The sequence below is a fragment of the Clostridium sp. Marseille-QA1073 genome (assembly GCF_054863625.1).
Genome location: NZ_JBSVQM010000004.1, coordinates 70,928 through 93,704 on the forward strand (window position 1 = coordinate 70,928; position 22,777 = coordinate 93,704).

General features: G+C 33.9%; 24 protein-coding genes and 1 pseudogene. 23 read left to right on the forward strand and 2 right to left on the reverse strand.

All coding sequences use genetic code 11. The annotated features are described in order from the left end of the window. Positions 1-130 precede the first annotated feature (130 nt). The 15 genes from rlmD to ACY1IQ_RS04930 all read left to right on the forward strand — a co-directional run bounded on the left by rlmD (position 131) and on the right by ACY1IQ_RS04930 (position 13,580). Complete coding sequence (gene rlmD, locus ACY1IQ_RS04860) at positions 131-1,522, forward strand: 23S rRNA (uracil(1939)-C(5))-methyltransferase RlmD (protein ID WP_461612902.1); 1,392 nt, start codon at positions 131-133, stop codon at positions 1,520-1,522. A gap of 125 nt (positions 1,523-1,647) precedes the next feature. Next, entirely contained in the window at positions 1,648-1,941 is a 294-nt protein-coding gene (locus ACY1IQ_RS04865) for an ATP-binding protein (RefSeq protein WP_461612903.1), read from the forward strand. 133 nt (positions 1,942-2,074) lie between these two features. Beyond that, positions 2,075-2,467, forward strand: a complete 393-nt coding sequence (locus ACY1IQ_RS04870; RefSeq protein WP_461612904.1) for a helix-turn-helix domain-containing protein — start codon at positions 2,075-2,077, stop codon at positions 2,465-2,467. A gap of 7 nt (positions 2,468-2,474) precedes the next feature. Further along, positions 2,475-3,080: an ATP-dependent Clp protease proteolytic subunit gene (locus ACY1IQ_RS04875; RefSeq protein WP_461612905.1), complete on the forward strand. Its 606-nt coding sequence runs from the start codon at positions 2,475-2,477 to the stop codon at positions 3,078-3,080. A gap of 683 nt (positions 3,081-3,763) precedes the next feature. Next, a complete protein-coding gene (locus ACY1IQ_RS04880) occupies positions 3,764-5,242 on the forward strand; it encodes an Lsa family ABC-F type ribosomal protection protein (protein ID WP_461612906.1) in 1,479 nt (492 codons plus the stop codon). A gap of 162 nt (positions 5,243-5,404) precedes the next feature. Beyond that, entirely contained in the window at positions 5,405-6,463 is a 1,059-nt protein-coding gene (locus ACY1IQ_RS04885; RefSeq protein WP_461612907.1) for a Cfr family 23S rRNA (adenine(2503)-C(8))-methyltransferase, read from the forward strand. 271 nt (positions 6,464-6,734) lie between these two features. Beyond that, positions 6,735-6,917, forward strand: a complete 183-nt coding sequence (locus ACY1IQ_RS04890) for a hypothetical protein (RefSeq protein ID WP_461612908.1) — start codon at positions 6,735-6,737, stop codon at positions 6,915-6,917. 171 nt (positions 6,918-7,088) lie between these two features. Beyond that, entirely contained in the window at positions 7,089-7,997 is a 909-nt protein-coding gene (locus ACY1IQ_RS04895) for an AraC family transcriptional regulator (RefSeq protein ID WP_461612909.1), read from the forward strand. A 19-nt stretch (positions 7,998-8,016) separates the two neighbouring features. Continuing rightward, the gene (locus tag ACY1IQ_RS04900; protein WP_461612910.1) at positions 8,017-9,444 is read left to right on the forward strand and encodes an excinuclease ABC subunit UvrA; all 1,428 of its coding nucleotides are present in this window, start codon (positions 8,017-8,019) and stop codon (positions 9,442-9,444) included. After that, the gene (locus tag ACY1IQ_RS04905) at positions 9,445-10,389 is read left to right on the forward strand and encodes a hypothetical protein (protein WP_461612911.1); all 945 of its coding nucleotides are present in this window, start codon (positions 9,445-9,447) and stop codon (positions 10,387-10,389) included. Next, complete coding sequence (locus ACY1IQ_RS04910; protein ID WP_461612912.1) at positions 10,390-11,076, forward strand: serine hydrolase domain-containing protein; 687 nt, start codon at positions 10,390-10,392, stop codon at positions 11,074-11,076. It abuts the gene before it with no gap. 24 nt (positions 11,077-11,100) lie between these two features. Then, a complete protein-coding gene (locus tag ACY1IQ_RS04915; protein WP_461612913.1) occupies positions 11,101-11,397 on the forward strand; it encodes a hypothetical protein in 297 nt (98 codons plus the stop codon). A 701-nt stretch (positions 11,398-12,098) separates the two neighbouring features. Continuing rightward, positions 12,099-12,563 carry a helix-turn-helix domain-containing protein gene (locus ACY1IQ_RS04920; protein ID WP_461612914.1) on the forward strand — a complete coding sequence of 155 codons (465 nt, stop codon included), beginning with the start codon at positions 12,099-12,101 and terminating at the stop codon, positions 12,561-12,563. 134 nt (positions 12,564-12,697) lie between these two features. Beyond that, complete coding sequence (locus ACY1IQ_RS04925; protein WP_461612915.1) at positions 12,698-13,369, forward strand: hypothetical protein; 672 nt, start codon at positions 12,698-12,700, stop codon at positions 13,367-13,369. Between the two features lie 55 nt (positions 13,370-13,424). Next, positions 13,425-13,580 carry a hypothetical protein gene (locus ACY1IQ_RS04930; RefSeq protein ID WP_461612916.1) on the forward strand — a complete coding sequence of 52 codons (156 nt, stop codon included), beginning with the start codon at positions 13,425-13,427 and terminating at the stop codon, positions 13,578-13,580. 178 nt (positions 13,581-13,758) lie between these two features. Here ACY1IQ_RS04930 and ACY1IQ_RS04935 read toward each other — a convergent pair whose 3' ends face one another. Together ACY1IQ_RS04935 and ACY1IQ_RS04940 are read right to left on the reverse strand one after the other, a co-directional pair. Next, positions 13,759-13,884, reverse strand: coding sequence for a hypothetical protein (locus ACY1IQ_RS04935; protein WP_461612917.1), 126 nt, complete (start codon positions 13,882-13,884; stop codon positions 13,759-13,761). A 112-nt stretch (positions 13,885-13,996) separates the two neighbouring features. Further along, positions 13,997-15,289 carry an L-cysteine desulfidase family protein gene (locus ACY1IQ_RS04940; protein WP_461612918.1) on the reverse strand — a complete coding sequence of 431 codons (1,293 nt, stop codon included), beginning with the start codon at positions 15,287-15,289 and terminating at the stop codon, positions 13,997-13,999. Between the two features lie 311 nt (positions 15,290-15,600). Here ACY1IQ_RS04940 and ACY1IQ_RS04945 point away from each other — a divergent pair, with 311 nt between their 5' ends. The 8 genes and pseudogenes from ACY1IQ_RS04945 (at position 15,601) to ACY1IQ_RS04980 (ending at position 22,682) form a co-directional block, all read left to right on the forward strand. Next, positions 15,601-16,770, forward strand: coding sequence for a MalY/PatB family protein (locus tag ACY1IQ_RS04945; RefSeq protein ID WP_461612919.1), 1,170 nt, complete (start codon positions 15,601-15,603; stop codon positions 16,768-16,770). 45 nt (positions 16,771-16,815) lie between these two features. Continuing rightward, entirely contained in the window at positions 16,816-18,120 is a 1,305-nt protein-coding gene (locus tag ACY1IQ_RS04950) for a dicarboxylate/amino acid:cation symporter (RefSeq protein WP_461612920.1), read from the forward strand. An 11-nt stretch (positions 18,121-18,131) separates the two neighbouring features. Then, positions 18,132-18,288 (forward strand): annotated as a pseudogene (locus ACY1IQ_RS04955) (Rid family hydrolase); the annotation flags it as partial. Between the two features lie 12 nt (positions 18,289-18,300). Beyond that, positions 18,301-18,555, forward strand: a complete 255-nt coding sequence (locus tag ACY1IQ_RS04960; RefSeq protein WP_461612921.1) for a glutaredoxin — start codon at positions 18,301-18,303, stop codon at positions 18,553-18,555. A 42-nt stretch (positions 18,556-18,597) separates the two neighbouring features. Next, positions 18,598-18,966 carry a RidA family protein gene (locus tag ACY1IQ_RS04965; RefSeq protein ID WP_461612922.1) on the forward strand — a complete coding sequence of 123 codons (369 nt, stop codon included), beginning with the start codon at positions 18,598-18,600 and terminating at the stop codon, positions 18,964-18,966. Between the two features lie 12 nt (positions 18,967-18,978). Next, a complete protein-coding gene (locus ACY1IQ_RS04970) occupies positions 18,979-19,233 on the forward strand; it encodes a glutaredoxin (RefSeq protein WP_461612923.1) in 255 nt (84 codons plus the stop codon). A 605-nt stretch (positions 19,234-19,838) separates the two neighbouring features. Then, positions 19,839-21,890, forward strand: a complete 2,052-nt coding sequence (locus ACY1IQ_RS04975; RefSeq protein ID WP_461612924.1) for a sigma 54-interacting transcriptional regulator — start codon at positions 19,839-19,841, stop codon at positions 21,888-21,890. Positions 21,891-22,019: 129 nt separating this feature from the next. Then, positions 22,020-22,682 carry a Dph6-related ATP pyrophosphatase gene (locus tag ACY1IQ_RS04980; RefSeq protein WP_461612925.1) on the forward strand — a complete coding sequence of 221 codons (663 nt, stop codon included), beginning with the start codon at positions 22,020-22,022 and terminating at the stop codon, positions 22,680-22,682. Positions 22,683-22,777 lie beyond the last annotated feature (95 nt).

A 22,777-nucleotide genomic window follows, 5' to 3' on the forward strand; every position in this document is an offset into this window, starting at 1 on the left:
AGCAATTATATTGCTAGTAAGAAATCAATTAAAGTAATTAGTTCGGTCAAAACTAATTTCAACCACAATTGTGAATTTTACATTGTGAATTGAGAATTGATTAAGTATTACTTCAATGAAAGGTGATAAGATGGGAAAGTTAAAAGAATATAATACAGCAGTAGAAAAAAATAAAGAATATATACTTCAAATAGAAAGTAATGGACACCAAGGTGAAGGTGTAGGTAAAATAGATAATTTTACTATATTTATAGAAGGAGCACTTAAAGGAGAAGTAGTTAAAATAAAAGTAATTAAAGTTAATAAAAACTATGGAATTGGTAAGCTTTTAGAAGTAATATCTCCTTCAGAGGAAAGGGAGAATCCTATTTGTTCTATTTATAAAAGATGTGGTGGATGCAATCTTCAACATACTAACTATGAAGCTCAGTTAAACTTTAAAACTGAAAGAGTAGAAGAAGTTATAAAAAGAATAGGAAAGCTTGAAAATATTAAAGTACATAAAACTCTAGGTATGAAAAATCCATACAACTATAGAAATAAAGTACAACTTCCTGTAGGAAGAAATAAAGATGGTGAAGTGGTTGTTGGTTTTTATGCATCAAGAAGCCATGACATAATAAATATGGAAAAATGCCATATACAAGATGAAGTAGCAGATAAGGTAGTAGAGTTAACTAAAAGATGGATAGAAAAATACAATATAGAAACATATAATGAAGAAAATCATAGTGGACTTATAAGACATATAATGATCAGAAAAGGTTTTAAAACCGGAGAAATAATGATAGTTATAGTAACTAGAGGAGAGAAACTACCTCATAGTGATGAGTTTATAGAGCTTATGGTAGAAAACATAGAAGGAGTAGCTTCTATAATTCAAAATATAAATAAAAATAAAACCAATGTCATATTAGGAGAAAAATCAAAAACTTTATATGGAAAAGATACTATAACAGATTTTATAGGTGAATTTAAATTTAACATATCTCCATTATCTTTCTTTCAAGTAAACTCAATTCAAACAGAAGTATTATATGAAAAAGCTTTAGAATATGCAGATCTTACAGGAGATGAAACAGTCTTCGATGCTTACTGTGGAACAGGAACAATATCCTTATTCCTTTCTCAAAGAGCTAAAAAAGTTTACGGGGTGGAAATAGTACCTGAGGCAATAGAAAATGCAATAGAAAATGCTAAGACAAATAGAGTAACTAATGCAGAATTCATAGTTGGAGAAGCAGAAAAGGAAATACCAAAACTAATAGACAGTGGCATCAAAGCAGATGTAGTAGTCGTAGACCCACCAAGAAAAGGCTGCGAAGAATCACTACTTCAAGCTATAGCTAAAATGTCACCACAAAAAATAGTCTACGTTTCCTGTGACCCAGCAACTCTTGCAAGAGATTTAAAAATTCTAAATGACCTAGATTATAAAATTGTAGAAGTACAACCAGTAGATATGTTTCCACAAACAGCACATGTGGAGTGCGTAGTCCTGTTGCATAGAAAAAACAGTTAAAATATAGCGAAAAAATTAATAAAAATGAGTTACAATTGATGACATGGGAGTAAAGGCTTTCATGTCTTTTTTATATAAAAATATATGGGATAACCATTTTACATATAGAAGTCGGTGATTGATTTATGAAAAAGATAATAGTCATACCGGTTAAATCGCCAGAATATAAAAAGTTGAGAGTTGCAGAATATTATCGAGTTAGCACATTAAGCTTGGTTCAGAAGCGTAGCCTTGATTGGCAAATCAAATCTTATACAAAGATGATATCAGAGCAGCCGGATTGGATTTTTGCCAGTGTATTTTATGATCCTGTCATAGCTAACGCTATCTTAGATAGTATTTTACATCATGCCCATGTAATCTCTATCAACGGAAAATCATATCGTTTAAAAGATCATCTTAAAGAAGATGATGAGTAAAAAGCTATATTCTAATATTGACATTTATACCTATTTTCGTCAGATAAAATTTGAGCAAGAATTATCAAGAATTAATTTATGACTGAGTATATAATATATGATATATGATATATTCTTGGAAAGGAGAATGTATATGGATTATCACTCAAAAGTGCGTGATTCACTTGAGTATATTGAAAAAAATCTAGATAATAAGATTAAACTTAACGATCTTGCTCAAAAAGCTTATCTGTCAAAATATCATTATCATAGACTTTTTCACAAAATAACAGGTGAATCCGTCACCAGATATATTACTAAGAGGCGGATGGAGAAGGCTGCAGAAGAGCTTGTTCAAACAGAACAGCCGATTATTGATATCGCACTGAAGTATCAATATGCTTCTCAGGAATCCTTTTCTAGAGCCTTTATGAAGATTTATGATTTGACGCCTGGAAAATATCGGAGATTATATAGAAGTGGTAAATTCAATAATGTTATCAAATTCAGTTCCGACTTCAACAGAATCACGAATATGGCTGCATAAGCAGCGCATGGAGGTTAATATGAGTAATCTTATACCAATGGTAATTGAACAGACATCTCGAGGAGAACGCTCTTACGATATTTTTTCGAGGTTGTTAAACGATAGGATTATCATGCTTAATGGCATGGTAACGAATGAGTCTGCGAGCTTAATTATTGCGCAAATGCTCTTCTTGGAATCCGTCGACTGTGACAAGGACATTCATTTCTACATTAACAGCCCAGGTGGTTCCGTAACGGACGGCTTCGCTATTATGGATACAATGAATTACATCAAATGCGATGTTTCTACCATCAGTGTGGGCCAATCAGGTAGCGCAGCTTCATTACTTCTGGCGTCGGGGAAGAAAGGTAAACGTTTTGCCCTGAAAAACAGTGAAGTACTGATTCATCAGCCGTCAATATCCGGCGGACTTCAGGGGCAGGCCACAGATATTAAAATTCATAGTGATTGGCTTGAAAAAACAAAAGAAACTCTGAATGAAACATATAGTAGGCTTACAGGCCAACCGATCCAAAAGATTAAAGAGGATATGGAAAGAGACTGTTATATGACGGCTGAGCAAGCGAAAGAATATGGGTTAATTGATAAGATTTTATTAGGTCGTGCGTAACATTACATTTAAAAAACACGATTAAAGCGAAGCTTTAGATTGGATATCTGCATTTACAAAGATATTAAGATATAAAATCCTTAAACTGGAAAACCTAGAGTAAGAGAAGCAGAAATAGAAGAAATAAAAATTGAAGAATAAGTAATAGGATTTAGGAGTATTCTGATGATAAACACTCAACATATGTAGAGTGTGTTGTGAAGATAAAGAAGAAATAGATTTTCTTGATTTACTCTTTATTGACTTTTTCGACGTATAATAGTATAATGATAAAAAAATTTGAATTTTGAGGTGAAAAAATGATTAATTTTTCTTGCTAATTTTTAAAGTACATTTAATACAAAGATAAACAGGTGTAGTCTGTTTGTTTTGTTGTACTTATGCAAGAAGGTTATTCTTTTTTCTCTGTAATATATACACTTGTTTTATGCTATAATGATTAGCTTAACTACGTATATCTATGAGCTGTAAGAATAATTAATTCTTGCGGCTCTTATTTTTTTATAAATAATTCGAATAAGGAGGGTAAATAATATTATGATAAATAAAGATACTTTGCTAACACATGATAATCTCCATATAGAGTCGGATATTGCAGGCGACACTTATATGGAGCAATAACAAGGTCGCCTATTGTTCCGACTTTGTTATTTATACTATTAAATACAGAGGAGGACAAAAATATGTCTTTAATAAATGTTACAAACCTAACCTTTGCTTATGAAGGTAGCTATGATAATATTTTTGAAAATGTAAGTTTTCAAATTGATACCGATTGGAAATTAGGATTTACTGGAAGAAACGGAAGAGGAAAGACTACTTTTCTAAATCTATTGCTTGGGAAATACGAATATAATGGGAAGATTTCAGCTGATGTGACTTTTGAATATTTTCCTTATGAGGTGCAGGAGCAAAGCAATTTCACCATAGATATCATAAGGGAGATTAGTCCAAATTCAATGGATTGGGAAATAGTAAAAGAATTATCCTTATTAGATATGGACTACGATGCTTTATATAGACAGTTTTATACACTATCTAAAGGAGAGCAGACCAAAGTATTGCTGGCTGCTATGTTTTTGAAGGAGAATTCCTTCTTACTTATTGATGAACCTACCAATCATTTAGATGCTGAAGCTAGGCAAAAACTATGTAATTACTTGAAAAAAAAGAAAGGATTTATTCTGATTTCGCATGATAGGTCTTTTTTAGATAATTGTGTTGACCATATCTTGTCTATTAATAAAACTAATATTGAAATACAAAAAGGAAATTTTTCTTCATGGTGGAGAAATAAAGAATTACAAGATGGTTTTGAGCTAGCAGAAAACGAAAAATTGAAAAAGGATATTAATAGACTTTCCAGCTCGGCAAAACGTACATCTACGTGGTCGGATAGTGTTGAAAGCAGCAAGCATGGAACCACTAATTCTGGGAGCAAATTAGATAAAGGATATGTTGGACATAAAGCTGCAAAAATGATGAAGCGTGCTAAAAATATAGAAGCTAGACAACAAAACATGATTGAGGAAAAATCAAAGCTTCTTAAAAATATTGAATCTAATGAAAGTTTAAAAATAGCACCACTTACCTTCCATGATAAAAAGCTTGTAGAACTTACGGATGTTGCAATTGAATATGATGATAGAATTGTCTGTGAAGGAGTAAACTTCACTATAGAACAAGGTGAAAGAATTGCTATTCAAGGAAAGAATGGCAGCGGAAAATCGAGTATATTGAAATTAATTTATGGAGAAGACATCCCTCATAGTGGAGTTGTAAGAAAGAATAATAAGTTAATCATTTCGTATGTTTCACAAGATACTTCGGATTTATATGGTAGTTTATCTGAGTATGCAGATAAACACTGTATTGACGAGAGTTTATTTAAATCGATACTTAGAAAACTTGATTTTTCAAGAGAACAGTTTGAAAAGAATATCGAGGATTTTAGTGGAGGACAGAAGAAAAAGGTATTGATTGCCGAAAGTTTGTGCGAACGGGCACATTTGTATATTTGGGATGAACCATTGAATTTTATTGATGTCATTTCTCGTATGCAGATTGAGAAATTGTTAATCGAACATGAACCTACAATTTTGTTTGTTGAGCATGATAGTGTATTTTGTGAAAATGTTGCAACAAAAATAATAAAATTGTAAAGATAGGAATGGCAATTAATATGTTTAATGGAAATATAAAAGTAACACACAATAGGCTCCATGCAAAGCCAGATGTTTTGGGCGACGCTTGCATGGAGTAATATAAGTCGCTAATTATACTGGCTTTGCTTCCTAACTATTAATAGTGAGGGGGAAGCCTACATGAAACAGACAAAAACAAAATATGAAAAAATAAAACAAATAATATCAAATTTAAAATTACCTGATTATAGATATGAGCAGCTAACAAAAGCTATTTTTCATCAAAGAATAGATAATTTTGATGATATGCATATATTACCAAAAGCGTTAAGGGTAGCTTTAGTAAATGAGTTTGGAAATAATGTATCTAGTGTAACACCTGTTTTTTCACAAGATTCTAAACAAGCTCAAAAATTGTTATTCGAATTGACTGATGGAGAAAGAATAGAAGCTATTGGACTAAAGTATAAACCGGGGTGGGAATCCTTTTGTATTTCTTCCCAATGTGGTTGTGGTTTTGGATGTCGTTTTTGTGCAACGGGAAGTGCTGGATTTAAACGCAATCTTACTGTTGATGAGATAACTGACCAATTACTTTATTTCTATTTTAATGACCATAGATTGAATAGTATTTCATTTATGGGAATGGGTGAGGCTTTTGCAAATCCGGAGTTATTTGATGCAGTAAAAATTTTAACTGATCGAAATTTATTTGGGTTAAGTCAACGAAGAATTACTATTTCAACAATTGGCATTATACCAGGAATTCAAAGATTGACCAAAGAATTTCCACAAGTGAATTTGGCTTTTTCACTTCATTCACCATTTGAAAGTCAACGAAATGATTTAATGCCTATAAATAAAAGATTTCCATTGAATGAGGTGATGAAGACATTAGATGAACATATCATTCATACGGGGCGACGAGTGTTTATTGCTTATATTATGCTTGAAGGAATTAACGATTCGAAAGAACATGCAGAGGCAGTTATAGGTTTATTGAAAAATCGTGGTTCATGGGAGCATTTATATCACATTGATTTGATACCTTATAATTCTACAGACAAAACAACTTTTAAATTTCAATCTTCAAATGCTATCAAGCAATTTTGCAGTACACTAAAGAAAGCTGGTATTAGTGTAACTGTTAGAACGCAATTTGGTTCTGAAATTAGTGCTGCTTGCGGACAGTTGTGTTATGAAGATGAATTAGATGTTAGTTCAAAAATATCCATTTGAGTAAAAAAATAATCTCATTTTAAAGATCTTGAAGATTTTTAATTAAATATTGAAGAATGTTGTATGTCCCTCAGACTTTAGGTTTGAGGGACTTTTTACTTAAGATGGATGAACTTTTATGCAAGACCAAAGATGTCTATGTAATTATATTTATTTGCATTGAAGCTTATATGATATCTTAAGATCATTAAAAGCCTTCGATAAAAAATTAATTCTCTTCTTAATCCTACTATAATTGGAGCTTTTATAATTTATATATATTAGAGAAGGGATGGGTAAAATAGGTGATTTTTCAAGACTTTTAGATATATTTACAGTAAACAAATATCACGAAGCTTTTAACGAAAAAGAATATAAAAATATTTATGAGATATGCAGAAATGCTAACATTGGCTGTATAGCTTGTAAAAAACTTTTAGTACAATTTAAGTTTAAATTTATCAGTAATATATGAGTAGGTATCCATAGTTATAGAAGGTTTGGTTTGAGTTGACTTTACAGAAACAGTAGAATTGAAAAATTATCAAATAATACACACTCTTTTAATTAAGTTATTCTAATATAAATTTCTTTAAGCTATAATTTAGTTAATGTTTTTGAATGCTTAGAAAAGGAGAAAAATATTATGGATGGCATTAATTATAAGCAGGAATATATAAACCGTATATATAGATTACAAGACTATATTGAAAATAATTTATATGAAACGCATACGTTGGAAAAGCTTGCCGGGGTGTCTGGATTTTCGAAATATCACTTTCACCGTATTTTTAAAAGTATGACAAAAGAAACAGTATTTCAATATGCCACAAGAACAAAACTAGAATTTGCAGCAAGTACTTTAATTGCTCGACCGGATTTATCTATTACTGATGTTGCTTATCAATTTGGGTTTAGTGATTCAGCTGTTTTTTCAAGAACATTTAAAAAATATTATGATATGAGCCCAAGGGAATTAAGAAAACAATATAGCAACAATTGCAAAGATTCTCTATTAAAAACGAGCTATACTAAGAATGTAAACAGCAATGTTAATACAGTCAAAGGTGATGTTGAAATAATTACCATGGATTCATTACCTGTTATTTATATAAGAAAAATTGGAGCATATAAAGATTTAGATAATTATTCAGATTCTATAGAAAAATTATTTACCTTTGCCATAAAACAAAATTTAATTGATGAAAAAAAGTCAAAACTGCTTGCTGTTTATCATAGCCACCCAGATTTTTCAGATGAAGAAAAACAAAGAACAAGTATCTGTCTTTCCATCAAGGAGCCTATAACAATTGATGATAAAAGTGATATTGGGTGTATGTCTATTTTGTCTGGAACTTATGCAGTGGCCCATTTTGAAATTTTTCAAAGTGAATATCCAGATGCATGGGATTTTTTATGTGGAGAGTGGTTGCCACAAAGTGGCTATTTTCCTAGGGATTATTTTCCCTTTGAAGTATATATGAATGATCCAAATGAACATCCGCAACATAAACATATTGTAGATATTTATTTGCCTATAGAACCACTCTTCTAAAAATAGAGGAGGAATTTTAGTGAAAGAAATAAAAATTAAAAATGCTTATATGCATAATCTAAAGAATATTGATGTCACAATTCCAAAAGATAAATTAATTGTTGTCACTGGAGTTAGCGGTTCAGGAAAATCCAGCTTAGTTTTTGATCTTATTTTTGAGGAGGGAAGAAAAAAATATTTACAATCATTAGGTATGAGTTTAGAATTTGACGATAACAAATTTGATAGTATTACTGGATTAAGTCCAACTATTGCAGTTAAACAAAGTCTTGTTCGTCAAACAAATTCTCGCTCAACAGTAGGTTCGAAAACTGGCATTTTAAATATGCTTGCCCTCCTTTTTTCTAATGATGGCAAAATGGTGAATGAAGAAACTAATTTTAATATAGAGGATGATGAAAAGTTAGATTCAAGCTATTTTTCATATACATCGCCAAATGGTATGTGCATGAAATGTGGTGGTCGTGGAAAATACTTCAACGTCAATTTAGATAAAATTATTCCAAATAATGAAATTACAATGCAACAAGTGTTCAAAAACATTGGTGCTACTTCTGGATATATGAATTTATTACAACGGAAATACCATGAATATTTCTATACTCCTTTCACTCAGTTACCCTATGACCTCAAAGATGAATTAATTTATGGCATTCCAACAAATAACTCAAATAATGTTAGTTACTGTGTTGAAAGAGTTTTGCATAATCGTTATTTACATGGTGAGAGCTTGAAAGGAATTTATGAAATGGAAACTTGCGAATCCTGTCATGGATTTAGGATTGGTGAAGAAGCTAGAAGTGTTTTTCTAAATCATCGTCACATTGGTGAAATTGGTAACATGACTTTATCTCAAGTTAATAACTATTTACAAGAATTATTGTCTCAGAATACTCTAACAGAATTTGGTTTTAAAATGACAAACACAATTTTGAAAAAGATTAATGAATTAATAAGAGTTAGACTTGGGCATTTGACTTTGTATCGTGAAATGCCCTCACTAAGCGGTGGAGAGCTACAAAGAATTTTTCTTAATTCACATTTGGATTCTGGAATGGATTCACTTATATATATCTTTGATGAGCCAACCAGTGGTTTACACGAATTTGAAAAACAAGAAATATTACAGGCAATTCTTAAGCTTAAAAAGTCTGGTAATACTGTAATTATTGTTGAGCATGATAAATCAACTATTAAGCTTGCTGAACATATTATTGATGTTGGTCCAAAAGCTGGTGTGTATGGTGGTGATATTGTCTATCAAGGAAACTTTGAAGGAGTACTAAACGCTAAGCACTCAATTACAGGTAAATATTTGTCAGGAAGAACACCATTTCCTGTGCGACAAGGAAAAAATCTGCCAAAAATAAACATGAAACATATAACGATTCATAATGCTAAAACCAATAATTTAAAAGATTTAACTGTTTCCCTACCTTTAAATTAAATGGTAGGTATAGCAGGAGTATCTGGAAGTGGAAAAAGTTCACTCATTTCTAAGACACTTTTACCACTACTTAAAAATAACTTCTATAAAAATACGCAAAGAAAACAATTTGAAGATGATTATGATGAAACACCTCCTCTCCTGCAACCTATTGTAAATCAAATAGATGGTATGGAACATATCCAAGATTATGTGGAAATTTCACAGGCACCAATTGGACGAAAAATGAATTCAACCCCAATTTCTTATCTTGGATTATGGGATAAAATAAGAACTTTATTTTCACAACAACCAAAAGCTATGCAAAATAACTTATCAGCTGGACACTTTTCTTTTAATTCCAAAGGTGCATGTCCAGTTTGCAAAGGCAGCGGATTAGAAACTATTTCAATAGGCAATGATATTCATTTTGATAGAAGCTGCCATGAATGTAATGGTAAGAGATTTAATCATGATACTTTATCTATAAAATTCAAGGAAAAAGATATTTATGATGTACTTGAAATGAGTATTACAGAAGCCCTCACTTTTTTTGAAGGTACGAAGATTTCATTCAGACCTCTAAAAGTATTGAAGCAAATTGGAATGGGATATATAAAGTTAGGTCAGCCGATTCCAACTTTGAGTGGTGGAGAAGCCCAAAGAATTAAATTAGCCAAAGAAATTGGAAAGCAGAAAAAAGGAAACATTCTCTATATACTAGATGAACCATCCACAGGATTAAGTCAATATGATACTGCCAAATTAATTACATTACTTGATGAATTAATTATTGATGGAAACTCTGTTATAGTCATTGAACATGACCTAGATATCCTATCTTCATGTGATTGGATTATAGAATTAGGAAAAGGCGGCGGTATTGAGGGTGGTAATATATTAGCAGAAGGAACTCCACAAGAGCTCAAAGAAAATAAAGATTCATTAACTGGGAGGTATTTGTAAATGGAAAATGACTATACTCCAAATACAGTTTGGGAAGTGAAGGAAAAGTTAGATGTAGAAATTTTATCGAATCTTGATTCTATTATTAAAACACAATATACAAATATTGAAAGAATACTCATTTTACAAGATGGTTATATTCTTCATGAAAAATACTACCACGGTAAAAACAAGGAGAATAAATTTCATGTAGCCTCTGTGACAAAAAGTGTACTTTCGGCTTTGATTGGTATCGCTATAGATAAAGGATATATGAAAAGTGTTGATGAAAAGGTGATTTCCTTTTTTCCAGAATATGAATTTAATGATAACAATAGAAATCGAAATCATATTACTATTCATCATCTTTTAACCATGACTGCACCTTTTCCTTTTCCAAACATGAGAGAGCCATTATACAGAATGATTCGTCGAAAAGACTGGATTAAATACTCTCTTGAAATGCTTGGAGAAGGTGGACGGATTGGAGAATTTAAATACTCAACTGCTGGTGCACATATACTATCAGCCATTTTAACAAAAAGCGTTGGTATGAGTGCTCGTGAGTTTGCTAATCTCCATCTATTTGAACCTTTAGGAATTGAAAAGATGCCAGATTATCCTATGATATTTGATTTAACTCATGTGTTCGGCGATGATGTACGTGGCTGGGTAAGTGACCCAAACCAATATTCAGCTGGTGGCTGAGGATTGACATTAACCCTACGTGAAATGGCAAAGTTCGGCCTTCTTTACCAGAAGAATGGTGTCTGGGAGAATGAACAGGTTATTAGTAAAGAATGGGTTGATTTATCAACAAATTCTCATGGAAATGACTATGGATATCTTTGGTGGATAGATAAAGATAAAGATAAAGAGATTTCTAGTATTCTGGCGGCAGGTTCTGGTGGAAATTTAATTGGCATATTTCCAGAAAAAAGAGCAACTATTGCAATTGCTTCCAAAATCACTCAACAACCACGCTATAGGGAGGTGCTCATAAAAGAATATATTCTTCCGTTTATTTAAAGAATAAAGCAATGATTGCTAAATAAAAAAACGCTATTTAGTAATCATCTTTCCAAGGATGAGTATTTCACTAGAAAGTGAGATACTCACTTTTTTATAAATATAAAAATTCAAGCATAGAAGCAAGGAAATAATGGATCATATGGATTGCTTATAAATTTAATAAATAGCAATGGCAATGCAAATGTTAATTTCTATTATAAAGATTTTTCAGGAAAAACTGTTTCAAATTATTCTGTGAATATCAAGTAATAGGCATTAACTATATTAATGAAATAAAAAGGTCGCATATTGGATTATAATTCCAGTGTGTGGCCTATTTTTGTATTTAGAAAACCACCTGCTACGCGGGTATGTTCAGAATAGCTTTAGTGATGATCATATAAAAAATAGTCTCCTTTTGTTAAAAAAATCACTGCAGTTTATATCTCCTAGTCATATGTAGGTGAAGACAAAAACAAACAAAAAATGAGGAGGTAAAAGTATTTTGTAAATAAAGGATTATGTCCCTTAATATAGAATTACATTAAATAAGTGCAATAAATAGGTATAACTGGATGAATTTTTATAGAATTAGTAGTAAGCGAAAGCAGTAATTCTTATGTGGGTTATAGAGAAGGGTTGGAAGAATATTTTTTAGAAAAATATTAAAACTGTATATTGAATTTTAGATTTCTTCCAGAAAAGTGAGGAGAATTGCAATGTATTTTGAAAATGAAATTTTACATCCAGGAGAAAAAGTAAAAAAACTAAGGACAATGATACAAGCAGCACAAAAAGAACTTTCTAGCAAAAGCATAAGCCGAAATTTTATTAGTGCGATTGAAAATAAGAAAGCTGCATTAAGCATTAATGCAGCTGAGGTTATTGCTGATAACTTAAATAAAATAATAGATGATAGAGCATATACACTACCACACATAACTTCAGATGAACTACTTTTAAGTGAAGAAGAGCAGGCTATAATAATTGTAAAAAATAGCATAACAGAACTAAGTAAATATGAGAATGAATCAATGGAGCAGTTTAAATTAAAAGTTAATTATATTGAAAATATAATTGATTCATACAATATACTAGAAGACATAATGTATGATTTTTATGAAGTTGTTATTAATTTTTATTATAACAATTTTATTATGAAATGGCTGAAATTTATATATTAAAAAAGTTAGATTTATCATCAATAGAACACAATAAAATAGAATATATTGAATCATTACTTACCAAGATGAAAATATGTATAAGGTTAAACAAAAATTCGAATATAATACATCTATGTGAATATATATTATATTTTATGAATAAAAATAAAATAGATGATGAAACGTATAGAAAAAGAATATATTTTAATATAGCGTTATCATGTAAAAAACTGAATAAGAGTAAAGAAGGATTGTGCTATATAAATAAGCTTAGATCGGAATTTCAGTTTACTGAAGCTGAGCTTAATGATATTATACTTTTAGAGGGTAAACTTTATCGGCAAATTGGGAACTTTAAACTTGCTGAAATAAAGCTACATGAATATTTAGAAGTAAGTAAGAAAATGAAATGTAGTAGAAGTATAGTAGTTGGTTACAATGACTTAGCATATCATTATTGTTTTTTAAAAGATTATGGTAGAGCTAAATTTAATATTGATATGGCCATACAGGTTATTAACACTAGTAATATTGACAATAGATTATTAGCAATTGTTTTTCATGAAGCTTTCTGTATTTACATGAAATTTGATGAAGATAAAATGTTTTATTATTTTAATAAAACATTAGATAAAGCATTTTTAATAGGTAATAGTGAGCTAATACTAGATGCAATAAACAGAATATTTGATTATTTTGAAGCAAAAGATAATAAGAATAAGAATTTAGAAATACTAAAAAATATAGATGAAAAAACTAAGACTTATGATAAGAAAAATGAGCTAGGAGAAATCTATGTAAGAGCATTTAGTTACATAGATTTCTAAAAAATATTAAAGTTCAATTTTTAACTATAAATAATAGGTTATGGAGGATTTAAAAATGAAAAAAAGAATTGGTATATTAGTACTAATGGGGTTATTAGCTGTTAATACACTTTACACTACTGCATTTGCAAAAGAATTAAAAACTATTAATAAGGACTTCTATAATAAAACCATTATGATGTGTGCAGATGAAGACCCGGGTCCGTGGTAATAAAAATAAGAGTTATGCAATTTACTGTATAACTCTTATTTTTTCTATAGGAAATTATAAGGCTTTAAATTTGTGGATAACTTCATGAAGTCAGAAAATACATAGTCTACACAGTAGATATGGAGGAAAGAAAAATTTTTTAAGATCATTCTGTATTATAGTATATTTATACAAATTACTAATTATTTCCAAAAAAAGTATAATCTTCTGTTTTAATAGTTTTATTAATTTCACTAAACCAGCCTTCATCACAATTAAATTTTAATTTACGGCCTACTTCTATAGAAAACCCCCTGTAAGCCATACCAATTGCAGTAATAATATTTCTATCTACTACAAGAAGTGCTTTTACTAGTAAAAAAATACCCTGTAAGTTAACACAGCTTCTTTTCTGTGTCTATCTTACAGGGTATAGTTTACTCTCTCTGGTCTTTTTCTATCATGATAGAGAGAATGGCGCGGTCTGTTTCAACCATGCCAGGATTGCTAACTTGTCCCATATTTCGTATAACTTGTTCCGCTGTTACATCGCAGATTCCGTCTGATGGCTGCAGCGCTACGTCAGACATAGCCAGATAAGCGCACATTAATGCTGCATTTGTTGCAGTAGCCAGTTTTAAGGCACAACCGATTTTGCCACCATCACAAATCATACCGGTTAAATTTCCACTCATGTTGATAATGGCATTGGAAATTTGGCAGTCATTTCCGCCCATCAGCCATACCATAGCTGATGATGCTGCTGTAGCAGCGGATACGCCGCAGCCACAGGTGGCAGACAACTTGCCTGTAAAAAGCTTGATATAAACGTTCAGAGTGTGTGAAAATGCTAGTGCTTTTACCAGCTGTTCTCTGGAAGAATTTAAGTAACGAGCCATTTCGGCTACAGGCAGAATGGCTGTGATTCCGTGATTACCGCTGCCAGCACTACTCATGACGGTGTAGGGACAGCCGCTCATACGACCTTCGGCGCTGCTGGCAACGCGGAGCATAGTACGGCTAAATAAATTATCTCCCATAATATCTGCAGTCATTTTTTCCTGAAGGGCAGAAGCGATGCCGATTCCGAGAGAATGCTCCAGACCATAGTCTGCCAACTTTTCATTCATATCAATGCCGTCCAACAGGAAGGAAAGTTCTTCTTCCCTACACTGATCAATCAACTGACGGATTTCAGCTACGCTCATAAGCTTCAGCTGCTGATGAAGAGAATTGTCGGAGTTGGCAGAGTATTCCTTCTGCAGAAGCACATCATTATTTCGTTTGGTAAAAATGATATTGGAATGGGTGCCACGAATTTCGCTGATTCCGATTCCAGCAGTAGTGATGATTTCCGCCCGTACGTATAACTGGACTTCTTCATGCTTAATCATTACTATAGCCTGGCTGTCTTCTACAATTTTTATGGCTTTCTGGCTTATCTCTGGTGTGATATCTTCTAAAAGCTCCAGCTTTTTCTCAGGATTTCCCATTACTGCTCCCAGTGAGGCAGCATATTTAAGACCTACGCGGTCGAAGCCAGGAATGCCTACAGACATTCCGTTTTTATAAATTCCAGGATTGACCTCTATTTTAATAGAAACAATTTTGCCTCCTATGGCATGATAAGCGTCCGCCGCAGCCAGTGCTACACAGACAGGTTCGGTGCATCCAAGGGCAGGAACAACCTCCTGCTTTAATAAGGCTAATAAATTTTCTTTTGTTAGCATTGGGAAAATCTCCTTTCAAGGTTTGTTTTTTACTTTAATAAAGCAAAGAATATGCCAATTTTCGAATCGGAGAAAAAAGAGAAGATTAGAACCAGAAGAAAGGTAAAATGATCAAAAAATATGGTTAAAATGGTCAAATAAAACGTATTAACCATATATATAACCAAATAGACCAATTAAAACAAACTGTGAAGGCGAAAAAATATAAATTTTTTTAAGAAATGACAAAAAATTTTTTTGGCATGGTTTTTGCTCATTACATTTAGCATCAACTGCAAACAACAAGGACAGTGAAGAAAGGAAGATTTATTATGAAATATGATTTTGATGAAATCATTGACCGCAGCAATAACCGTGCTGCAAAGTATGATGAACGGGTGAAAAAATTCGGTACAAGTGAAGTGATTCCTTTGTGGATTGCGGATATGGATTTCAGAACTGCTCAGCCAATCATCGATGCTTGCAAAAGGAAAGCTGAGGAAGGCATCTGGGGCTATACTTCCAGACCAGACAGCTACTTTAAAGCCCTACAGGAGTGGGAAAAAAGGCGAAATCAATGGGATCTTGATGTATCTCTGATGACCTGGAGCCTAGGAGTTGTTCCTGCATTATCGTCTATTGTCAAAATTTTCAGCCATACTGGCGACAAAATTTTGATTCAGACTCCGGTTTATCCAGAGTTTTATGATGTCACAGAGGCTTGGGAACGAGTAGTAGTAGAAAATCAGTTGATAGAAAAAAATGGAAAATGGCATATTGATTTTGATGATTTTGAAAAAAAAGCAAAAGAGTGTAAGATTTTTCTTCTATGTAATCCTCACAATCCTCTTGGTATTGTATGGGAACCGGAGGAATTAAAACGGATGGCGGAAGTTTGTATTGCAAATGATGTGCTTATAGTATCAGACGAGATACACTCAGATTTGATTTTCCATGGAAAGAAGCATACGCCTACAGAAACACTTTCCAAAGAAATTGCAGAAAAAGTCATTACCTGTGTATCTGCAACTAAAACTTTCAACCTAGCAGGTCTTCAGGCTTCTACGATTATTTTTCCAAATGAACAGATGAAGCAGAAGTTTGATCGTTTCTGGATGAATATGGATATTCACAGAAATAATGCCTTCAGCTCAGTAGCGATGGAAGCAGCTTACAATGAAGGCGAAGAGTGGCTTACACAGCTGCTTGCTTACCTCTCAGAAAACTTTGATTTTATTAAGAAATATTTTGATGAAAATATTCCAAAAATCAAGCCAAATGTTCCAGATGCTACATATCTGATTTGGTTAGACTGCCGAGAATTAGGCATGACTAATGAAGAGCTTCGTGACTTTATGATTCATAAGGCTGGTTTAGGCTTAAACGAAGGGTGTAGCTTCGGACGTAGTCTTTCCGGCTACATGAGACTTAATGCAGCATGTCCACGTTCTGTATTGGAACAGGCATTGAAACAGTTAAAAGAAGCAGTTGATAAATTATAAAATACAAATGATAGCGTTTTTGTGAAATGCTAGGAAGGAGAAGGTATGGATAAGAAGAAACTATGGAAGCATTATCGATCTCCTCTCATTTTGCTTGGGGGGATTATTACAGGAGCTATACTAGGTGTTGTTTTGGGGGAAAAGGCAACAGTATTTGCGCCTTTGGGAGATATTTTTATTAATTTAATGTTTACTATCGTAGTTCCGATGGTATTTGTTTCAATAGCAACTGCTGTAGGAAGTATGCTGAACATGAAACGTCTGGGTAAAATTCTAGGAAGTATGGTGATGACCTTTGTAGTAACTGGATGTTTTGCAGCAGTTCTGGTTTTGACGGTTGTCAATATCTGGCCGCCGGCAGCAAATACTGCAATTACAATGGCAAGTGCAGAGATGCAGGAGAGTGCAAACATTAGCTCTATGATTGTAGGCACTTTGACAGTTAACGATTTTTCTGGTCTTATGAGTCGTGAAAACATGCTTCCGATTATTGTATTTGCCATCATTTCCGGTCTGGCTGTATCTGCCTGTGGCGGGGAAGAAAGCTATGTAGGTCGGTTATTAGGAAACTTAAATGATGTAATTATGAAGATTGTAGAAATGATTATGAAACTAGCTCCTATTGGATTGGGTGCTTATTTTGCAAACCTGGTTGGTGAGTTTGGTCCTCAGCTGATTGGAGATTATGGACGTACAATGCTAATTTATTATCCGATGTGTCTTGTTTATGGAGTAGTTTTCTACCCGGCTTACGCATATTTTGCTGGAGGAAGGCTGGGAGTAAAGAAAATGATTCAGAATATTTTTAATCCTGCAATTACTGCATTTGCAACACAAAGTTCTGTAGCTACCCTGCCTGTTAATATGGAGGCCTGCAAAAATATCGGAGTACCAGAGGATATATCTAACATCGTTCTGCCTATGGGAGCTACCATGCATATGGACGGTTCCGTACTTTCATCCATAACTAAAATTGCTTTCTTGTTTGGTGTGTTCCAAATGCCCTTTACAGGGGTAGGAACCTATGCAATGGCCGTCATAGTAGCAATTTTAAGTGCATTTGTATTATCTGGTGCTCCAGGCGGAGGGCTTGTAGGAGAAATGCTGATTGTCAGTTTCTTTGGTTTTCCAGGAGAAGCATTCCCATTAGTTGCCACTATTGGGTTTTTGGTGGATCCGGCAGCTACCTGCCTCAATTCCTCAGGTGATACCATTGCATCCATGATTGTTGCACGTTTAGTGGAAGGTAAGGATTGGATGTTAAAGAGAGAGAAAAATAAAATAAAGGAAGAAGAACACATGAAAATTCTCGAAACGACAAAATCTCCTGGAACTAGCGGAGCATCTTAGGAATATAAAGTAAAAAAGTATTTAAAACTACCTGTTTTCTGGCAAATATGAGGGATTTTGCAACTTTTAATGAGAATATTTCGTATCAAAGCCGGCCGCAGTTGTGCGGCAGTAAAGCCCATTACAAAGGGTGTATTATGTGAAATTGAAGCAATCGCTGTAAAATAAGGAGGAAATAATATGAAAATTACTGTAATTGGAAGCCACCTTTGCCCAGATACCTTAGCTGCATTAAACAAGCTTTCTGCTGTTGGAGCAGATATTGATTTTAAGGATATCCTATCCTGTCATGCAGATTTAAAGGAATATTTAAAACTGAGAGATACTAATGTTCTTTATGATGAAATCAGAGGAACAGAGCGCTTAGGAATTCCATGCTTTGTTTTAGAAAATAATGAATTGACCATGGATATCAAAAAGGTCCTAGAGGACTAAGAAAAAGATATTAAAGACATAATAAAGGAAGGAAGAAGAAACATGAAAATTATCGAAACAACAAAAGCTCCTGGAGCTATCGGACCATACTCTCAAGGATATGAGGTAAACGGAATAGTTTACACTTCCGGTCAGATTCCGGTTAATCCAGAAAATGGAGAAATAGCAGAGGGAATTGCAGAACAAGCAAAACAAAGCTGTGAAAATGTAGGTGCCATCCTAGAAGCGGCAGGCACCAGATTTGAAAAAGTATTTAAGACTACTTGCTTTTTAGCAGATATGGGGGATTTTGCAATTTTTAATGAAGTTTATGCAAAATATTTTCTATCAAAGCCAGCCCGCAGTTGTGTGGCAGTAAAGACCCTTCCAAAGGGTGTATTATGTGAAATTGAAGCAATCGCTGTAAAATAAGGAGGAAATAATATGAAAATTACTGTAATTGGAAGCCATCTTTGCCCAGATACTTTAGTTGCATTAAACAAGCTTTCTGCTGCTGGAGCAGATATTGATTTTAAGGATATCCTGTCCTGTCATGCAGATTTAAAGGAATATTTAAAGCTGAGAGATACTAATGTTCTTTATGATGAAATCAGAGGAACAGAACGCCTAGGAATTCCATGCTTTGTTTTAGAAAACAATGAATTGACCATGGATATCAAAAAGGTTCTGGAGGGTTAAGAAAAAGACCTAGAAGACATATCGAACCTAACGCAAATACTTAGTGTAAGCTAAGGATTGACTGTTAAAGAGACAAAAAATAAAATAAAAAAAGGGATGCTGCATAAAAACGCATGGTGGGATAACAGTGTTTGCAGCATCCTTTTATCATATAAGGAGAATGAAATAAAAATAATAATTATAGGATGAGTGGCCGGTGGTACCGGAGCTACTGCCAGGTTTCACAGGAATGATGAAGAACTATTCCATTCAGTCCTGTGCGGTAGTAGAAGCCTGTTGATTTTCACTCAGCTCCAGAACCAGGTTTTCTAGGACCTGTTTATTCAGATATTACTCCAGCTGCGTGGCAGCTATCTGGAGGATTTATAATGACTAAATTATTTTTGGTGATAGAATTTGCTTTTGTTCATTTTTTACTGATAATTTCATAAGCATTTATCCATTGAATGCATTTTGTTATACACAGCTTAAATGCAGCATATAGACGCAGAAACCTAAATGGAGATATAAAAAAGGAGCAAATTGTATTCAATTATTATTTAAGTTATAATAGATGTAGCTAATATGAGAAAATAAGAGAAAACATGAGGAAATATGGAGGGAACATGAAAAAAACGATATCTGTAGTAGTTTTGGATTCTAAGGCCGGAGAGTTTTATGCAAAAGAAATCAATGAACTGTTTGGGGAATATGTAGAAATAGCATTATACAGTGTGAGTGATGGGTCTGCCATGGGAACGTTGCCCAAGGCAGATTTATTTGTAATTTCAACAGATGCATATGGTTCCGCAGAAGAGGTGGCCCGTCATATTCCTATAGACAGCCTGACCATGGGAATTGAGGTTTCCTATCGGTGGAGTACACTGCAAAAACTCAGTATGATACCAAAGGGGACCCGAGCACTTTTTGTAAACTTAACGGATACCATGGCTCGGGAGGCTATTGCACAGCTGCAGCAGCTGGGAATAAACCATATTCGTTTTATTCCATTTTATCCAGGTGATATTTTGGAAGAGCAGGTGGATATGGCTGTAACGCCGGAGGAGGAGAGATATGTACCACAGAGCGTAAAGAAGGTTTTAAATATCGGACACCGTTCCTGTACTTCAGGGATGATGATTGAGATTGCTTTGCGTCTAGGACTTGAAGAACTGCTAGAGACGAAAAAATTCCAGAATTATTTTCATGAAATGGCAACGAATAATTACAGTTTTAATCAGATATATGGCCGTTCTAGAAGACTGGAAAGTCAGTTCCATATTTTGATGGAAATATTGGATGAGGGACTGGTAGGTGTTAATGAAAAGGGTGAAATCTTTGCATGCAACAAGAAAGCCTGCCAAATTGCAAAGATTGAGGAGAATCTTGTTCTTGGCAGATGTGGGGAAAAAGTGTTTCCCTATATTCCCTTTTATAGTGCCCTGAAGGATAAGAAAGAAATTCGACCTAAAGTGATTAAGTTGGGTGGCGTAAACGTAAGTATTGCAGTTATACCGGTTCTACGGCAGAAGGAATGCATCGGTGCATTTGCTACCCTGCAGGAATTTAGTGAGCTGGAATCTAAGCAGAATGAGTTAAGAAGCCAGCTGCTGAAAAAGGGTCATTGCGCCAAGTACACCTTTGATGATGTAATCGGAGAGTCAGATTGTATCTGCCGGACGAAGAGGATTTTAAAACGGATGGCGGCTACTGAAAGTCCAGTCTTAATTGTAGGCGAGACAGGAACGGGAAAAGAGCTGCTGGCTCATGCGGTGCATTGTGCATCTAAGCGGAGCAAGAGACCTTTTATCGCCATTAATGTGGCAGCCATGCCGGAAAATCTTTTGGAAAGCGAGCTTTTTGGCTATGAAGAGGGTGCATTTACTGGTGCGAAAAAAGGAGGACGTCCCGGTCTGTTTGAATTTGCCCATGGCGGTACCCTATTCCTCGATGAAGTAGAAGGGATGAGTCAGGCCATGCAGATAAAGCTCCTAAGAGTTCTGCAGGAAGGTGAAGTCATGCGCGTAGGCGGCAGTGGAATCATAAGTGTTGATGTCAGAATTGTTGCAGCAACCAATGAATCTCTAGATCAAAAGGTGGAGGAAGGAAGCTTCCGAAAGGATCTGTATTACCGCTTGAATACCTTGACGGTTGTAGTACCGACGTTACAGGAACGGGGAGAGGATGTTTTTCTTTTGATGGAGCATTTTAAAGAGGAGCTCCAGGGTGACTTTAAGTTATCGGAAGAAGTAAAAGACTTTCTGCGTCAGTATTCCTGGCCGGGAAATATTCGGGAACTGCATAACACAGTAGAATATTTTGTTTATACCGGAAAACAGGTGATTGAGATGGATGATTTACCGCCTACTATTTTCCATGGTCGGACATTTAGAACGGTGAATGTGGAGAAGAAGGAGAGACTGCAGGAGGTGGTTTCACCCTTTTGGTTCGTTCTGGAACAGCTTTATATGGCAGCGGAGCGGGATGAGTTTATCGGAAGGGATAAATTGATGCTGAAGGCGAAGGAGCAACACCTTCTATTATCCCAAAAGGAGATTCGAGATATTTTAAAGGACATGGAGGAAAAGGGATTTGTAAAAATCAGAAAAGGAAGAGGCGGCAGTAGAATTACCCTAAAGGGAAAGGAATACTGGCAGAACCGGGATATGTATCGTTGATGAAATTACTGAGGATCTTATGGGGGCTATTCTAATATTTCTGCGTATCAGTATCATCTTATAGCCAAAACATATGTGGAGACAGTTATAAATCTGAGCAAAAGGCAGTAAAAATAAGGAGAAGTGAGTATGAATAAAGAGATAAAGTTCGTAGCATCTTATAGTGGAGGGAAGGACGGTATGCTTGCACTGTATAGAGCTATAAAGAGCGGGTATGAGCCAGCAAGCTTACTGACTACTTATAACGAGAGTGCTAATCGTTCATGGTTTCATGGGGTACCAGTAGAGGTTTTGAATAAAGTTTCACAACTTATAGATATTCCTTTAGAACTTGTAAAAACAGGAGCTGGAGACGACTACGCTAAAGATTTTGAAAAGGCATTGTTAAAGCTTAAAGACAACGGTGTTAATGCTTGTGTTTTTGGTGATATTGATATACAAGCTCATTATGACTGGTGTGATTCTCGTTGTAAAGCTACTAAGATTAAAAGTATATTTCCCCTTTGGAATGAAAGTAGAAAAGAATTGGTTTATGAATTTATAGAAAGTGGTTTTAAAGCTGTTATAACTATTGTGGATTCATCTAGACTTAGTGAAAAGTTCCTAGGAAAAACCTTAACAAAAGAACTTATAAAAGAAATTGTAGCTGAAGGTGCAGATATTTGTGGAGAAAACGGAGAATACCACACATTTGTGTACGATGGGCCACTTTTTAAAGAACCTGTAAATTTTAAATTTGATGAAATAATAAGAAATGGTAATTATTCAATATTGCCTCTTTCCTTAGAATAAAAATATAATTTTAACATATAAGGGACGGTTCATAATTATATCTTAAGTAAATTTAGATTACAGCATTAAACCTACCGAGAAAAGACTGTGAAGAA

What these genes read in the sequence shown, in the direction of transcription:
- rlmD (WP_461612902.1), top strand. Translation starts at nt 131, where the DNA reads ATGGGAAAGTTAAAAGAATATAATACAGCAGTAGAAAAAAATAAAGAA.
- ACY1IQ_RS04865 (WP_461612903.1), top strand. Translation starts at nt 1,648, where the DNA reads ATGAAAAAGATAATAGTCATACCGGTTAAATCGCCAGAATATAAAAAG.
- ACY1IQ_RS04870 (WP_461612904.1), top strand. Translation starts at nt 2,075, where the DNA reads ATGGATTATCACTCAAAAGTGCGTGATTCACTTGAGTATATTGAAAAA.
- ACY1IQ_RS04875 (WP_461612905.1), top strand. Translation starts at nt 2,475, where the DNA reads ATGGAGGTTAATATGAGTAATCTTATACCAATGGTAATTGAACAGACA.
- ACY1IQ_RS04880 (WP_461612906.1), top strand. Translation starts at nt 3,764, where the DNA reads ATGTCTTTAATAAATGTTACAAACCTAACCTTTGCTTATGAAGGTAGC.
- ACY1IQ_RS04885 (WP_461612907.1), top strand. Translation starts at nt 5,405, where the DNA reads ATGAAACAGACAAAAACAAAATATGAAAAAATAAAACAAATAATATCA.
- ACY1IQ_RS04890 (WP_461612908.1), top strand. Translation starts at nt 6,735, where the DNA reads ATGGGTAAAATAGGTGATTTTTCAAGACTTTTAGATATATTTACAGTA.
- ACY1IQ_RS04895 (WP_461612909.1), top strand. Translation starts at nt 7,089, where the DNA reads ATGGATGGCATTAATTATAAGCAGGAATATATAAACCGTATATATAGA.
- ACY1IQ_RS04905 (WP_461612911.1), top strand. Translation starts at nt 9,445, where the DNA reads ATGGTAGGTATAGCAGGAGTATCTGGAAGTGGAAAAAGTTCACTCATT.
- ACY1IQ_RS04910 (WP_461612912.1), top strand. Translation starts at nt 10,390, where the DNA reads ATGGAAAATGACTATACTCCAAATACAGTTTGGGAAGTGAAGGAAAAG.
- ACY1IQ_RS04915 (WP_461612913.1), top strand. Translation starts at nt 11,101, where the DNA reads ATGGCAAAGTTCGGCCTTCTTTACCAGAAGAATGGTGTCTGGGAGAAT.
- ACY1IQ_RS04920 (WP_461612914.1), top strand. Translation starts at nt 12,099, where the DNA reads ATGTATTTTGAAAATGAAATTTTACATCCAGGAGAAAAAGTAAAAAAA.
- ACY1IQ_RS04925 (WP_461612915.1), top strand. Translation starts at nt 12,698, where the DNA reads ATGAATAAAAATAAAATAGATGATGAAACGTATAGAAAAAGAATATAT.
- ACY1IQ_RS04930 (WP_461612916.1), top strand. Translation starts at nt 13,425, where the DNA reads ATGAAAAAAAGAATTGGTATATTAGTACTAATGGGGTTATTAGCTGTT.
- ACY1IQ_RS04935 (WP_461612917.1), bottom strand. Translation starts at nt 13,884, where the DNA reads ATGGCTTACAGGGGGTTTTCTATAGAAGTAGGCCGTAAATTAAAATTT.
- ACY1IQ_RS04940 (WP_461612918.1), bottom strand. Translation starts at nt 15,289, where the DNA reads ATGCTAACAAAAGAAAATTTATTAGCCTTATTAAAGCAGGAGGTTGTT.
- ACY1IQ_RS04945 (WP_461612919.1), top strand. Translation starts at nt 15,601, where the DNA reads ATGAAATATGATTTTGATGAAATCATTGACCGCAGCAATAACCGTGCT.
- ACY1IQ_RS04950 (WP_461612920.1), top strand. Translation starts at nt 16,816, where the DNA reads ATGGATAAGAAGAAACTATGGAAGCATTATCGATCTCCTCTCATTTTG.
- ACY1IQ_RS04960 (WP_461612921.1), top strand. Translation starts at nt 18,301, where the DNA reads ATGAAAATTACTGTAATTGGAAGCCACCTTTGCCCAGATACCTTAGCT.
- ACY1IQ_RS04965 (WP_461612922.1), top strand. Translation starts at nt 18,598, where the DNA reads ATGAAAATTATCGAAACAACAAAAGCTCCTGGAGCTATCGGACCATAC.
- ACY1IQ_RS04970 (WP_461612923.1), top strand. Translation starts at nt 18,979, where the DNA reads ATGAAAATTACTGTAATTGGAAGCCATCTTTGCCCAGATACTTTAGTT.
- ACY1IQ_RS04975 (WP_461612924.1), top strand. Translation starts at nt 19,839, where the DNA reads ATGAAAAAAACGATATCTGTAGTAGTTTTGGATTCTAAGGCCGGAGAG.
- ACY1IQ_RS04980 (WP_461612925.1), top strand. Translation starts at nt 22,020, where the DNA reads ATGAATAAAGAGATAAAGTTCGTAGCATCTTATAGTGGAGGGAAGGAC.